The sequence below is a fragment of the Microcoleus sp. Pol12B5 genome (assembly GCF_036701335.1).
In the GTDB taxonomy this organism is placed as follows: domain Bacteria; phylum Cyanobacteriota; class Cyanobacteriia; order Cyanobacteriales; family Microcoleaceae; genus Microcoleus.
This window is the reverse complement of the sequence record NZ_JAUBQQ010000068.1, coordinates 20,616-34,429: the sequence shown is the minus strand read 5'-3', so window position 1 is coordinate 34,429 and position 13,814 is coordinate 20,616. Positions and strand designations below refer to the sequence as shown.

Genomic DNA, 13,814 nt, shown 5'->3' with positions numbered 1-13,814 from the left:
CTAATTAACTCATAATTTTGCCTGGAATATCATTCTACTATGTATTTGTGTAATTAATTCTGTCTAACTACTTATCTCCGAAAACATCAGTCAAGAATCCCAAATTACCAGAATTATCAAAATCAGGGTATTGATATTGGTTCGGGAGCTGTAGAGTCTTTAATTAAACAGATTGGAGCAAGAATTAAGATTGTAGGTGCACAGTGGAAAGAAAAAAACGTGCCTCAAATTTTAAGACTAAGATGTGCGTATTTAAATAATGAGATTAAAATGAGTAGTTATGCTTAGTTAAAAAGCGGGATGCTCCCTCTCAAAATCCCCGTATTCTAGTTTTTTTTGCTATTGTTGGAACTCATCGGTTAGATTGATAAACTCTTAATTACAACTTATTATTGAAGAAATAACTTAGTTCCCACCACATTTCGCCATTACTCCAAAACAAAAAATCACCGGGATAGCTAAAGCTAATATCTAAACTCGCAGCAATATATTCCTTATAAACGGGATAGGATTTATATTCCAAGGATTTTATTTTAGTTATGAGTATCGTATCGATAAAACAAAGTCTACTGATAAGTTCTATGTAAAACTCTTCTGTTTTTCCCCAATCATCTAATTCCTCTATACCTGAAGTTCCTAAAGATGTTTGAACGAAATAAACTAAATCATTATAATTTTCTAATAAACTTAAATCATTATAATCTTCTAATAAACTTATTCCCTCATTATCCGGATTTATAATTATCAAACTCTCAATTTCTTCTCGTAGCTCTTTTATGATATCCTCTTGTTGAGCTATTTTTGCAAGCAGCCGATTAATTTCCTCATCCGGAGTTGTAATTCTCAAACTCTCAATTTCTTGCTGAAGAAGTGCAACTCTACTTTTCTCGTCCTTAAGCTGTAGCTCTAAACTTATTTTGGCTTTTTCTAGCTCTCTGGCCTTCTCTTCTAGTTGCTTAACTTTTGTTTCTAATTGAAGTGAATTGGAGTTTAATGAGTTGGAGTTTAATGAATTTAACTCATAAAGTTTTCTTTCTAATTGTGTTTTTTCTTGCTCTAGCTGGTTATTATCTATCTCTAAAGGTTGAATTCGGTCTAGTGCTCGTCTTATTTCTGACTCTAAAGAGTTTTGGCTAGCTCGGAGTTGTAGATTATCTTGTGTCAATCTAGTATTATTATCTTTAACTTGATTTAACTCTCTTCTCAGAACGTCTATTTCTTGCTGTAAATCCGTATTTGTTTTAATGAGTGATTGATTTTGGGCTATGACTTCATTAAGCTGCCTAGTAACCTCTTTAACTTTCTCGATTAAAAATTCCCACGTTATAAACTCTATATCTTGACTACTGAGAGAACCACCCAATTCTTGAATAAGAACTTTTTTATGAGCTTCTAGTTCTTCAATTTTTTGTTCAAAGTAAATATTTTCAATACGAAGATTTGTTGAAATTTTCCTTACTTCATCTCTTTCGCTCTCAACGCTTGCTAACTGTTGTTGTAGGCTTTGAACCGTCTGCTTCAAAGAATTGTTATCAGTAGTAGCTGCCTTGAGTTCTGCCTCTGTTTGCTTAAATATTGCCAGGATTTGAACTATAAAGGCGGTAAATAGGTTATTTGCTTGTTGTAACTGCTGGTTTATTTGCCTAAGCTCAACTGTCTGTGCTTCGGGCCTGTTATCCTCTGGTTTGTTCTTACCCCTGCGAAGTTGCAGGTAAACTATTACTATGCTTAGTAAAGCTATTAAACCAGCAGTTTCGTAAACCATACTAATACTTTTTTGAAAATAGCGTTTTTGGACATCGGTTCCCAGGCAGAGCTGAGGAACCAGTTAAAAAAAACAGAGGGCGAGTTTCGCATAAAACTTAACCCCAAAAGTCAAATTTTATGCTCTAAACCCGCCCTCGCAAAACTCCCTTAATAAGCGTCTTGCAATTCGTAGAAATCAGGGGAAATGTAATCTTTCCGCAACGGCCAGCCCACCCAATCTTCGTTCATCAAAATCCGTTTCAGATTCGGATGTCCTTCGTAGACAATGCCGTACATATCGTAGGATTCCCGCTCTTGAAAATCCGCAGCTTTCCAAATCCAGTAGACTGATGGCACTCTGGGATCTTCGCGGGGGATGAATACTTTGACGCGGACTTCTTCGGGGTGCGAAGCGTTGTCTGTGAGTTTAGCCAAGTGGTAAACGCTGACTAAATCTTCTCCGGGGCCTTGGTCGTAGGCGCACTGGCACTGCATATAATTAAACCCGTAGGCATACAGCGCTGTTGACATCGGAATTAAGAAGTCGCGATCGACCTTTAATATCTCCACGCCCAAATTATCGGCCGCTAAAGCTTCGTGTTCAAAGCCATTTTGAGTCAACCACTGGGAAACCTTCCCGGCTTCAACAATTGCAGATTCTGTCTCAGCCACGGTTTACCTCCTGTTTTTGTCCTGCAAGCAGGGCCGGCGGTACTGGCATTCCCATAGCTTCCGTCAATTCCTTCGGCGGGGCTATCCGGCCTGGAACAGACAAGTATTTGCCGTCCAAAATGTCGTCTACTACTTTCATTTTGTGGGGTCTGGTGTAGTAGCGGTGGGTTGGCAGCAATCTGGCCCGTTCTTGCATGGAATCGTTGGCGATCTTTTTCCGCAGTTTGATAATTGCGTCAATAATCGCTTCTGGGCGGGGGGGACAGCCGGGGATGTACACGTCTACAGGAATCAGTTTGTCAACGCCTCTGACTGCTGTGGGGGAGTCCATGCTGAACATTCCGCCGGTGATAGTGCAAGCACCCATCGCGATGACGTATTTGGGTTCCGGCATTTGTTCGTACAGCCGCACCAAGATGGGGGCGTACTTCATGGTAATTGTGCCGGCGGTGATGATCAAGTCGGCTTGTCGGGGGCTCGATCGCGGTACTAGACCGAATCTGTCGAAGTCAAAGCGCGATCCGATCAAAGCTGCAAATTCGATGAAGCAGCAGGCTGTGCCGAAAAGCAGCGGCCACAGGCTCGAAAGTCTCGCCCAATTGTAGAGGTCATCCACTGTTGTCAGGATGACGTTCTCTGAGAGTTGCGATGTGACTTCCGGGCGATCGACAGGGTTGATCAGCGCTTTTTGTGATTTGTCAGAACTTAAGACCATTCCAAGGCTCCTTTGCGCCATGCATAGACAAGAGCAATAACGAGGATCGTGATAAAAAACAAGGCTTCGATAAAAGCCAACAGTCCTAGCTGGTTGAAAGCAACCGCCCAAGGATAGAGGAAGACGGTCTCTACGTCGAAGATGACGAAGACTAGCGCGAACATATAATATCTGATGTTGAACTGAATCCAAGCTCCGCCGATCGGCTCTACGCCGGATTCGTAGGTAGTGCGTCGGTCGTAGGGACGACTTTTCGGGCGCAGTACCTTAGACGCGGTGAGGGCGAGGATAGGGACTAGGCTGGAAATTAACAGGAAGCCTAAGAAATACTCGTAGCCGCTGAGTGCAAACACGGTGAATAATTACTGCCTAGGTGAAAGGGTTCTGTAACTTGTCTGTTACATTATATAGATTTTGGGTAGCTAAAATTACGAGTTAGTTGAGATTAATCCTCCATCTTCTGCAATAATTTTTAATGTATATTTTAAGATTAGCTTACCTACTCTTTTTGAGCTATGAGCGATCGAGCCACTGAAACCAAAACCCTCGATCGGCACGAGTGCCGCGCCTGCGGCTACGTCTACGATCCGAAAAAAGGGAATCCTAAAAATGACATTGCCCCTGGCACGGCTTTTGAAGATTTGCCCCAAACTTGGGTCTGTCCCGTTTGCGGGGCGCGCAAGTCGGTGTTTCAAAATCTCGGTCAGATGGAAGGGGTATCGGGATTTAAGGCAAATCAGCGCTACGGTGTCGGTGTCAACGGCATGACCGAAGGTCAGAAAAGTTTGCTGATTTTTGGCGGCTTGGTCGTTGGTTTCTTGTTGTTACTTAGTATGTATGGTTTGCAGTAAAACGATTGTGAGATTTTGGCAACGAATTGTAATGTTATTGGCCGCTGCGCTCATCTGTACGAGTTGCAGCACCATCGGTTCTGTGAGTTACAACCCCTGGCAAGTGATTTCCTTGCCGACGGAAGCTAATTTGCAGGATATTGCCTTTACGGGCAATCCTCAGCACGGCTGGGTTGTGGGTTCTGAGGCGACTCTGCTCGAAACCATTGACGGTGGCACTAGCTGGAAGCCTATAGCGCTGGATATCGACGATCCTCGATCGCGTTTTGCGTCGGTGAGTTTTTCCGGTTCAGAAGGCTGGATTGTCGGCCAGCCTTCTGTTTTGCTCCACACGAACGATGAGGGCAAGTCTTGGACGCGGATTGCTTTGAGCAGTCAGTTGCCCGGTTCTCCGAGTACGATCGCGGCTTTGGGCCCCAATTCCGCCGAGATGACGACCGATGTTGGGGCGATTTACCGGACTTCTGACGGCGGCAAAAATTGGAAAGCTGTCGTCCAGGATTCTTTTGGGGTAGTTCGCAATATCAACCGTTCTGAAGACGGGCAGTATGTTGCGGTTTCCTCGAAGGGAAATTTCTACTCGGTGTGGAAACCCGGACAAGAAGCTTGGGAACCTCACAACCGCAATAGTTCGCGCCGCCTGCAAAATATGGGCTTTACCAAGGACGGGCGTTTGTGGATGCTCGCCCGTGGTGGTCAGATTCAGTTTAGCGACCCGTCCAATCCTGAAGGTTGGGGAAAACCGTTTTTTCCCGATCGCAAGGCTAGTTGGGGTTTGCTCGACATGGCTTACCGGACTGATAATGAAGTTTGGGTAGCCGGCGGCGGCGGCAATTTGCTGTGCAGTTTGGACGGCGGAAAAACTTGGCTAAAAGACCGCGAAGTTGAAGATGTTCCCGCTAATTTTTACAGGATTGTCTTTATGGGCCCCGATCGCGGATTTGTGATCGGCGCGAGCGGTACTTTACTTAAATATCAAGGTTCAGCGCAAGCTGCTTGATAGTAGAATAGTAATAGAGATTGTCTGTCAATTTGTTGTTGAAAGGAGGATTCTAAATGGCTGGTACAACTGGAGAACGTCCGTTTGGGGACATTATTACAAGTATCCGTTATTGGGTAATTCACAGCATCACCATTCCGGCTTTGTTTATTGCTGGATGGCTGTTTGTGCAAACGGGTTTGGCTTACGATGCTTTCGGAACTCCTCGCCCTAACCAGTATTTCACACCGCAGCGCGAAGAAGTGCCGATTATTTCGGATCGCTTTGAAGCTAAGAAACAAGTAGATCAGTTCATTGCCAAGTAATTTAACAAGGATTTGGAAAAATGACGAGTAGAACCCCCAACAATGAGCCAATTTCGTATCCGATTTTTACGGTGCGCTGGTTGGCAGTTCATACTTTAGGTGTCCCAACAATTTTCTTTTTGGGCGCGATCGCAGCAATGCAATTTATTCAACGATAGGAGTTTACAATGCCTGAGCGCGTTCCTAATCCCAACGAGCAGCCTGTTGAGTTAAACCGGACTTCTTTGTATTTGGGTTTGTTGCTGATTTTTGTTTTGGGTATTTTGTTTTCCAGTTATTTCTTTAATTAACTGGTGTCTGAGTTTGCTTTCGATAGTTCCATCGAATTTGTTTAGCTGTAAATTAGTGAGGTGATGGCTATGTTTAGTGAAAGTGGCAGAATTCCTTTGTGGCTGGTAGCTACTGTTGCAGGCCTCGGTGTTCTCAGCATTGTGAGTCTTTTCTTCTACGGTGCTTATGCCGGTTTGGGTTCTTCGATGTAAGGAGAATCAAGCTGATTTTCGGCTTTTAACCCCCCTTTTTCAAGGGGGGTTTTAATTATGCGAATTGTGTTGGTTAATCGGGGATAACTGTTATCGATAGTGTGAATTTTTTGGCCAGTTTATGATATAAGTTCCGGTGGCACCGGAATTATTGTTGACTGTTGACTGTTGACTGTTGACTGTTAACTCGGGGTCGAAAAACTGAATGATAGTTGAGTCTTGACTGTTGATTGCATTTTACAATTCCGATGCTAGCGGAGTTGATATGAGAATTTAATCCGGCGTTGTCAGATGAAGATTTTTGGTGGTTGGGTGGAGATTTTCTCAATCAACTGCTGGCATTGCGGGTTCACCAATAACCCCAAAATCGATCGCCATTAGCCGACGATCGCTAAGAGAGTGTGAGCAGATCGTGAAATTAGCCAAAAGTTGCGAGTAGAATGGTGCAAGAGCCGATCGCTCGATCGTAGTGCACAGCGAAATATGACCCCACCGCCGCCACCCCGCAAACCTCAAACCGTCTTGGGTGCGATTACCCAAGCAGTCCAGACTATTGCTAAGGTTAATTTTAACCAGCTAGCGCTGAAACCTAATGCCAAAGTACCCGAATTGTGGGTACAGGATGCCGGTGCAGCTAAAGCTGAGGTTTATCCGCTGTTGGGCGATCGATATTTGTTAGGTCGATCGTCCAAATCTTCAGATATAGTAGTTCGTAATCCCGTTGTCAGTCACGTCCACTTATCCCTGTCGCGCGATACTCGGCGGCGGACTCCTTTTGTCATCAAAGATGAAGACTCCACAAACGGCATTTACAATGGCAAAAGGCGAGTTAAAAGTATGTCCCTGCGTCACGGAGACGTGTTCACTTTAGGGCCGCCGGAACTAGCCGCCGCTGTCAGAATTCAGTTTGTATATCCGCCGCCTTGGTATTTGCAACTTGTGCGTTACAGCTTTTACAGCGTCAGTGGAATCACCGCTGTGATTGCCGTGTTGGTAGGCATGGAATCGACAAAGTTTCAAGTGCGGCCTCTGCCAAGAAGTATCAATGGCCCCGTGATTGTTTACGCCCGCGATGGGCAAACTCCCCTGCGTCCTCCTCAGAATAACGCTCACTTAGAATTAAAGCAATTACAGGATTTTTCGCCTTATTTATCCAAGGCGGTACTTGCTTCGGAAGACAGTCGCTACAATTGGCATTTGGGAGTAGATCCGATCGGAGTTTTGCGCGCGCTTTTGACCAATGTTCGCGGGGGAGGAATTCGCGAAGGCGGCAGCACTGTGACGCAGCAGTTAGCGAGGAGTTTGTTTCGAGATTATGTGGGCACTCAAGATTCGGCGGGACGCAAGTTGCGGGAAGCTGTAGTGGCGTTGAAACTGGAGAATTATTACAGCAAAGATGAGCTGTTGCTGACTTATTTAAATCGGGTGTTTTTGGGGATTGATCTTTACGGTTTTGAGGATGCGGCTCGGTTTTATTTTGGGAAGTCGGCGAGGGATTTAACTTTGTCAGAGGCGGCAACTTTGGCAGGGATTTTGCCTGCTCCCAACAGTTTTAATCCGATTCAAAATTATCAGTTGGCGGTGCAGTATCGCGATCGAGTGATCGAACGGATGCGCGCACTGGGGACGGTTTCTCAGGAAGAAGCCGATCGCGCAAGGCGATCGCGAATTGAGATCAATCCTAAAGCCCGCCAATATCTGCAAAGTACGATCGCTCCTTATTTCTACAGTTATGTATTTGACGAATTGGAGTTTTTGCTGGGGGAGCAGTTAGCGCGAGAAGGCAATTTTATTGTAGAAACAGGTTTGAATCCCGGTCTGCAAAAGTTGGCGGAAAGTTCCCTCAGAAATGCTGTTGAAAATGCGGGAGCCAGTGCAGGTTTTTCTCAAGGAGCCGTGGTCACTCTCAACAGTACAACCGGGGAAGTCTTAGCTTTAGTTGGGGGCGTAGATTACTTGAAAAGTCAGTTTAATCGGGCTACTCAAGCTTTGAGACAGCCTGGTTCTACATTTAAGATTTTTACCTATGCAGCCGCCCTGGAACGGGGAATATCACCGGATAAAACTTATTCTTGCGCTCCCCTTTCCTGGGGCGGACAAAGTTACAGCGGCTGCGAAAGAACCAGCGGTAATGCTGATATGTATCGGGGTTTAGCACAGTCGGAAAATGCAGTTGCTTTGAGAATTGCACAAGATGTCGGTTTAGACAATGTAGTGGGAATGGCAAGACGTTTGGGAATTACTTCGGAACTGCGTTCTAACCCAGGTTTAGTATTAGGTGAAAGTGAAGTTAATGTGTTGCAATTAACGGGTGCTTTCGGGGTTTTAGCAAATCGGGGTTTGGGCAATCGCCCCCACGTAATTAAGCGAATTATTGACAGCAGCGATTGCAAAGATCGAAATGATTTTAAGAGTTGCCGGGTGATTTATGAGTATCAAAAAGATGGCATTGCCAATCGGCAGTTAGTTTCGGAAGCCGTAGCGGATACGATGACTGATATGCTGCAAGGTGTTGTGCGGGGAGGTACGGGTAGCAGTGCTGCTTTGGGGTTGGGAGAAGCTGGAAAAACAGGTACGACTAATGATAATAGAGATTTGTGGTTTGTCGGTTATATTCCGAGTCAGCAACTGGTGACTGGAGTTTGGTTGGGAAATGATGATAATTCTCCGACTGGGGGAGGTAGTTCAAATGCCGCTCAGTTGTGGGGGGAATATATGCGGCAGGTGGCGCGTTAAGTCATTAGTCATTAGTCATTAGTCATTAGTCATTAAGCTGTTTAGCATTTAAACTGCGTATTTCAGAGCCTGAAACCCAATACTTGCTTAGATAGCCTCTGAGATTTAAATGGTGAACAGCTTAGTCATTAGTCATTAGTCAGTTAGTCATTAGTCATTAGTCATTAGTCATTAGTCATTAGTTAGTGGTTGGTTGTAAGTTGTTGGCGAGCATAACTAATCGCCAAAAAAGATTTAGCAGTAAGGTGCGCGGCCCGGCGCACCCTACGAGGATTTAGGGGCAATTTCTGCGCTTATTCTAGAGTCTGAGAAACTGGCCGACAGCCAGACAATATTGAGTGCAAATTGACAACATTTCCGATGACCGCGATCGCAGGTGCTGCAAATTCAGTTGCCTCAACTTGCTCTACAATTGTACCCAAAGTCCCGATCAATTCTTCTTGTTCCGGCCGCGTTCCCCAGCGCACTAACGCTATGGGCGTTTCTGCACTCAATTCGGCTGCTGTTAACTGGCCGATAATGTAAGGCAAATTGTGGATTCCCATGTATACTACAATGGTTTCGGAGCCACGGGCGATCGCCTGCCAATTTACCTCCGGTCGATATTTGCCCGCTGATTCGTGACCGGTGACAAAGGTGACAGAGGAACTGTACGATCGATGTGTTAAAGGAATTCCCGCATAAGCAGGGGCCGCAATCCCAGAAGTTACGCCGGGGACTACTTCTACTGACACTCCAGCTTTTACCAACTCTTCCATTTCTTCGCCACCGCGGCCGAAGATAAACGGATCACCGCCTTTGAGACGAACTACGATCGCATTATCTCCAGCTTTTTCTATCATTAACTGAGTTGTTTCGTCCTGCATTAACGAGTGACGCCCTTTGCGTTTTCCGGCATCAATTCGTTCTGCTTGGGGGTTGATTGCTGCCAAAATTTGAGGGCTGACTAAAGCGTCATAAATCACCACGTCCGCACACTCTAACAAAGCTTTTCCCTTCAAGGTCATCAACCCCGGATCTCCGGGCCCCGCACCTACTAAATACACTTTTCCTAAAGACATCTTTCTTGCTTCCTTTACCTCTTCTGTGCCTCTGGGGTTCATCTTTGAATTAAATTCCCAATTAAGTCTGCTAATTGTACACTTGCGCCTAGAGGATTTGCGAGATGAAGTTCCGCCGCAGGAAATTGCTGCTTTAGCTGTGCGACATTTTTGGCGATCGCATCTGTAATTCCTCCATTAAATAAGAAGTATGGCACAATCCCTATTTGCTGCTGTCCACCACGAACCAAACTGTCAATTTGCTCTGACAAACTCGGCTTTACCGACCAATAAGCTGTCAGCGCACCGAGTTTGCTAGCGATTTCCTCAACTGTCGAGTTACCTCCGGGCCGACGGCTGCCGTGAGATAATAAAATCCATTTGGGCAATAGCAGATTGGGGAGAAAAGCAACCTCTTCCATCTGACTTTTCACCAATTTTGTTAAGCCTGCTTCCTGGGAACCTAAATGCGGGCGCAATTCAATTTTTAGCTTGTCACCAAAAGTTTTTTGGGCAATTTCCACCTCTGCAGGTATGTCTTCGGCGACGTGAACTCCCGGCAATAAAAATACAGGCAGTATTTGCAATTCTGTCAGTCCCAGGGACAGGGTACGTTCGCCAAAACTGCAAATTTGTTCGTGCAGCGGTGCGGGGCCGAGTTCTAAGGTGGCGGTTGCGACTGCGGGGAATGAGTCAGCCAATGTTTGAGACAGCAGTTGACCTAGGTTTTCCAAAGCTAGTTGGGGTCTGGGGTCACGGCTGCCGTGAGAAACTAATAAATAGGTAGATCGCAATTTCAATATAGATTTGATGTTAATGTTCGAGCCGGATATAAAATAATTATAACACCGTGGGGCGCGTGACTTGAAAAATACTCAACCCTCAACCTGAAGCTTGCGACTCACGTACCTTTAACAACTAAAGCAAAGTACCCGGCTGGGAAATTAATCAACACAGGGCTTAAATTTTCTAAGCCGCCCACCTTACAAAAGAAGGTGCGCGGCTTAAAAATTACTTACTAGAGGGCTTAAATCTTCTAAGCCACACACCATAAACAACTCACAAATTAACCTTTGGGAGCGGGATCGGCGATGTATTTGAAAGTAGGTTCCGAGTTCCAAGGGCCGCGTTCATCCTTGCCATTTGTTGACAAGTTAAAGTAGAGATCTACGGTGTTATCTGGCGGAATGTTGCCGAACATCGGATCGGTGAGTTTACCCAGCGATTCCAGAGCTTTCATGAACATTTGAGTGTGAGAAATTTCGCGAGTCAGCAGAAACTGCAACGTCTTTTTCGTTCCCATATCCGGTGCTAGTTTAATCAATTCTTCGTAGGTTTGGCGAGCTCCTGCTTCCGCACCGATATCAGCGCGCAAGTCGCGCACCACATCCCCGCCTTCGTTGATATAAGCTGCTGTCCAAGCTTGACCTTGGCTGTCCAATAAGTGTGGGCCTACACCGCGCACCGCAAACAATGTGCTTTTGTAAGCTTCTGTTTGGTCAACGTTTTTGGTGTGCATTTCTATGAGTTGGCCCACCATTTCTAAGTGGCTGAATTCTTCGATCGCAATATCTTGAAGCATATCCTTAATCCCTGGATTTTCACAGTGGAATGACTGCACCCAGTATTGCAAAGCTGCTGTGAGTTCTCCTGTTGCTCCGCCAAACTGTTCTAGCAGCAATTGGGCAAAACGGGGGTTTGCTTCGTCTACTGTGACGGCAGCCATTAATTCTTTTTTATGAAAAAACATGGATCGGTACCTCTTTTTAGTTCGGTTGTTAAAGTCTGAAGGATTGCAGACTTTATCTGTGTTCGCCTTCAGAATCCATTGTGCGACAATAGATCGCACCGAGCCTCGGTCGATGGATACATCTAGCTCAACAAATTTCTCTGCTTTCAGGTAGAGTTTAAATATGAAATTTTACTTAGTGAGTCGGTAGACCAAATTACAATTTAGGAACACGATTATTGTCGCACTCGGTTAATTTTGCTGACAGGGCATCGAGATGCCGCAGCCACTGAACGCCACCAACCCAAGTGCGAGAGGGGAGGTGTCCGATTGGTGCTTGCTGAGTAAATTTAATCTGCCCTAAAGTAGTAGCAGAATTGTAGGTTTGCCAGTTGACCCGATCGCAAAATCTGATATAGTCTCCCTTAACGCTTTCGTAAATTTGTTTTTGGACGCTGAAGCCAAACCGACCTTGACTGTAGTGCAACCAAAGGCGATCGACTGTTTGCAAATCTTCGCAGGGGATCTGGTAAATTTGGCTAATTTCTAGCTGAGTTCCCGGTTGCTGGGAAAGAGATTGACACATCAAGCCCCAAGTTTCGCGATCGGCTTCTTTCCAATTTTTGTTTGACAAAAAATCTCGCAGTTTGGTATAATTAATTCCCCGGGCAGAAATCAGGATATGATCTAGATTTGAAGTAACAGAGAAGGGAAAAGTTTCGGCGGAATTGGCTACGGCATTTGTGGGTAAAATCGGAGAATCAGGAGTTGGTAGCGCGTTGGTATCGGGAGAATTGTCGCTATTATTAAGAGCAGGAGCGATCGGCTTTTTGGGCGAAAGCAAATGTTGATGGCGAATATCTAAAGCTGCTTTGATATCATCCAAAACTTCCGTAGCAAAACTGTACCGCTGAGTGAGACGAGTTTGCAGCAATTTATCTAAAATTTCACCTAACTCGTCGCTAATACTCGTGGCTTTGGGGAGAAACTCGCGCCACCACCAGCGCTCGTTGTTGCAGTCGTACATATCCAAGGGAGGAACTTGCGTCATCAGGCGAACGCAAGTAACCCCTAAACTGTAAAGGTCGCTAGCAGGAAATACTTTGCCACGCATTTGTTCTGGAGCTACATAATCTTGACTGCCGATGAGCGTTGCTGAACGGAGTATGGCTGAATCAGTCAGCAGTTTAGCAATGCCGAAATCGATCAATACGAGTTTGTTGTCTGACTGCCGGCGGATAATATTTTCGGGTTTGATGTCGCGGTGAATGACGCGCTTGTCGTGGATAAATTGCAGCACGGGCAATAAGTCTTGCAGCAGTTGCCAAATTTGATTTTCATCGTAGACACTCTTGTCTAATTCTTGTTTAAGAGTCTGCCCCTCTATAAACTCTTGAACTAAATAAATATGACCTTCTTGTTCAAAGCAGGCTAATAATGTGGGGATTTGCGGGTGTTTTCCGAGTTCGTCTAAACGGACGCCTTCTTGCCGAAATAATTCAACGGCTTTGTTGACAATTTCGGGGTCGCGGTCGTAAAAATAAAATTGCTTGACTGCACAGCGGGGTAGAGATGGGATGTCTTCATCAATTGCTAGGAAAGTTTTACCAAATCCGCCTCTACCTAAAAGTTCAATCGGGCGATATCGCTGTCTCAGCAACAGGTTAAAGCCGCAGTTGAAGCAAAATTTGGCGGTGTTGGAGTTTTGAGGATTTTTACATTCTGGGTTGATACAGTAGCTCATATGGATTTTAGATTTTAGATTTTGGATTTTAGATTGCGGAGAAGACTTTTTTTTAAACGAACCGCGAAGATGCGAAGCGGGGCGAAGGAATAGGGAAGAGAGAAAAGGGATGGTTGATAACTCATGTGGTGTGGGATAAGCTGTCCCGCTTCTTGCGTTGTATTTTTCGGGTGGGCGGGACATTCCACAAGCATTTCATCTGAGATGTTGCACCATTCTCAATAAGGTTTTTAGGAGCAGGATGCCCAACCCCTACTCCGCACAAGAAATTTATTCTTTGTGGAACAGGCCGGAAAGCCTGTTCTTAAAAATGGTGCCAGAGGTGAGTTTTATCAAACTGGAGTGTAAAAGTTAGATGCACCTGGGCTGATAAAGCTATTTTAATGCGCTGGGCAGAATCGGGACGCTGCCAAAGCTACCGAACCCATGCCGCATGAGTGCTGGGGGCGAGATAATTGCCGATCGCACAGGGCGATCGCACAGACCGAAAATTGTGCTAAACTCTTACTGTGCCTGGAATTTAATGCACAATCGATCTGTCCGGTTCAGGGACGCTCAAAAATATTTCAAAATATTTTTGCCTTACCCCTAGACTTGTGCTGAGATCTGATGCTATAGTTAAAACTGATACGGCGAGCGTAGCCAAGTGGTTAAGGCAGTGGTTTGTGGTACCACCATTCGTGGGTTCAAGTCCCATCGTTCGCCCTTTTGATTCTCAACTGTTTAATACGATCGCCCATCGCCTGTACGGTAATTTGCGATTTGTCGTAGGGTGTGCAGTGCACACCTTAATT

15 protein-coding genes, 1 tRNA gene and 1 pseudogene are annotated in these 13,814 nt (G+C 45.3%); 9 read left to right on the top strand and 8 right to left on the bottom strand.

The annotated features are described in order from the left end of the window. Nucleotides 1–69 precede the first annotated feature (69 nt). Nucleotides 70–288 (top strand): annotated as a pseudogene (locus QUA24_RS22320) (ISKra4-like element ISMae18 family transposase); the annotation flags it as partial. A gap of 91 nt (nt 289–379) precedes the next feature. On the opposite strand, the gene QUA24_RS22315 reads toward QUA24_RS22320, so the two are convergent. The 4 genes from QUA24_RS22315 to ndhC form a co-directional block, all read right to left on the bottom strand. Then, on the bottom strand, nt 380–1,765 hold the full coding sequence (locus QUA24_RS22315) for a hypothetical protein (protein WP_333232160.1): 1,386 nt from the start codon (nt 1,763–1,765) through the stop codon (nt 380–382). Between the two features lie 149 nt (nt 1,766–1,914). Beyond that, entirely contained in the window at nt 1,915–2,418 is a 504-nt protein-coding gene (locus tag QUA24_RS22310; RefSeq protein ID WP_333207766.1) for an NAD(P)H-quinone oxidoreductase subunit J, read from the bottom strand. Next, nucleotides 2,411–3,133 carry a photosynthetic/respiratory NAD(P)H-quinone oxidoreductase subunit K gene (gene ndhK / locus QUA24_RS22305; RefSeq protein ID WP_333232158.1) on the bottom strand — a complete coding sequence of 241 codons (723 nt, stop codon included), beginning with the start codon at nt 3,131–3,133 and terminating at the stop codon, nt 2,411–2,413. The genes QUA24_RS22310 and ndhK overlap by 8 nt, the downstream gene beginning before the upstream one ends. Beyond that, nucleotides 3,124–3,486: a photosynthetic/respiratory NAD(P)H-quinone oxidoreductase subunit C gene (ndhC, locus tag QUA24_RS22300; protein WP_006635500.1), complete on the bottom strand. Its 363-nt coding sequence runs from the start codon at nt 3,484–3,486 to the stop codon at nt 3,124–3,126. Before ndhC ends, ndhK begins: the two co-directional genes overlap by 10 nt. A 162-nt stretch (nt 3,487–3,648) precedes the next feature. On the opposite strand from ndhC, the gene QUA24_RS22295 reads away from it, so the two are divergent. From QUA24_RS22295 to QUA24_RS22265, 7 genes are all read left to right on the top strand, one after another. After that, complete coding sequence (locus QUA24_RS22295) at nt 3,649–3,984, top strand: rubredoxin (protein ID WP_333070731.1); 336 nt, start codon at nt 3,649–3,651, stop codon at nt 3,982–3,984. After that, entirely contained in the window at nt 3,971–4,984 is a 1,014-nt protein-coding gene (locus tag QUA24_RS22290) for a photosynthesis system II assembly factor Ycf48 (RefSeq protein WP_333232156.1), read from the top strand. The genes QUA24_RS22295 and QUA24_RS22290 overlap by 14 nt, the downstream gene beginning before the upstream one ends. A 56-nt stretch (nt 4,985–5,040) precedes the next feature. After that, nucleotides 5,041–5,289 carry a cytochrome b559 subunit alpha gene (gene psbE, locus QUA24_RS22285; RefSeq protein ID WP_006635503.1) on the top strand — a complete coding sequence of 83 codons (249 nt, stop codon included), beginning with the start codon at nt 5,041–5,043 and terminating at the stop codon, nt 5,287–5,289. 20 nt (nt 5,290–5,309) lie between these two features. After that, complete coding sequence (psbF, locus tag QUA24_RS22280; RefSeq protein ID WP_006635504.1) at nt 5,310–5,447, top strand: cytochrome b559 subunit beta; 138 nt, start codon at nt 5,310–5,312, stop codon at nt 5,445–5,447. Between the two features lie 9 nt (nt 5,448–5,456). Beyond that, entirely contained in the window at nt 5,457–5,579 is a 123-nt protein-coding gene (locus QUA24_RS22275) for a photosystem II reaction center protein L (RefSeq protein WP_015176850.1), read from the top strand. A gap of 69 nt (nt 5,580–5,648) precedes the next feature. After that, nucleotides 5,649–5,771 (top strand): photosystem II reaction center protein J, encoded by a 123-nt coding sequence (locus tag QUA24_RS22270; protein ID WP_006635506.1) that lies wholly within the window; start codon nt 5,649–5,651, stop codon nt 5,769–5,771. Nucleotides 5,772–6,254: 483 nt separating this feature from the next. Beyond that, on the top strand, nt 6,255–8,507 hold the full coding sequence (locus QUA24_RS22265) for a transglycosylase domain-containing protein (RefSeq protein ID WP_333232154.1): 2,253 nt from the start codon (nt 6,255–6,257) through the stop codon (nt 8,505–8,507). A gap of 293 nt (nt 8,508–8,800) precedes the next feature. Here QUA24_RS22265 and cobA read toward each other — a convergent pair whose 3' ends face one another. The 4 genes from cobA to QUA24_RS22245 form a co-directional block, all read right to left on the bottom strand. Next, on the bottom strand, nt 8,801–9,610 hold the full coding sequence (gene cobA, locus QUA24_RS22260; protein WP_333232152.1) for a uroporphyrinogen-III C-methyltransferase: 810 nt from the start codon (nt 9,608–9,610) through the stop codon (nt 8,801–8,803). Continuing rightward, a complete protein-coding gene (locus QUA24_RS22255) occupies nt 9,607–10,341 on the bottom strand; it encodes a sirohydrochlorin chelatase (RefSeq protein ID WP_333232162.1) in 735 nt (244 codons plus the stop codon). The genes cobA and QUA24_RS22255 overlap by 4 nt, the downstream gene beginning before the upstream one ends. Before the next feature lie 272 nt (nt 10,342–10,613). Continuing rightward, on the bottom strand, nt 10,614–11,297 hold the full coding sequence (locus QUA24_RS22250; protein WP_333164503.1) for a manganese catalase family protein: 684 nt from the start codon (nt 11,295–11,297) through the stop codon (nt 10,614–10,616). 196 nt (nt 11,298–11,493) lie between these two features. Continuing rightward, complete coding sequence (locus QUA24_RS22245; RefSeq protein ID WP_333232150.1) at nt 11,494–13,020, bottom strand: serine/threonine-protein kinase; 1,527 nt, start codon at nt 13,018–13,020, stop codon at nt 11,494–11,496. 632 nt (nt 13,021–13,652) lie between these two features. On the opposite strand from QUA24_RS22245, the gene QUA24_RS22240 reads away from it, so the two are divergent. Continuing rightward, nucleotides 13,653–13,725 (top strand) — tRNA-His (locus QUA24_RS22240). Nucleotides 13,726–13,814: the final 89 nt, after the last annotated feature.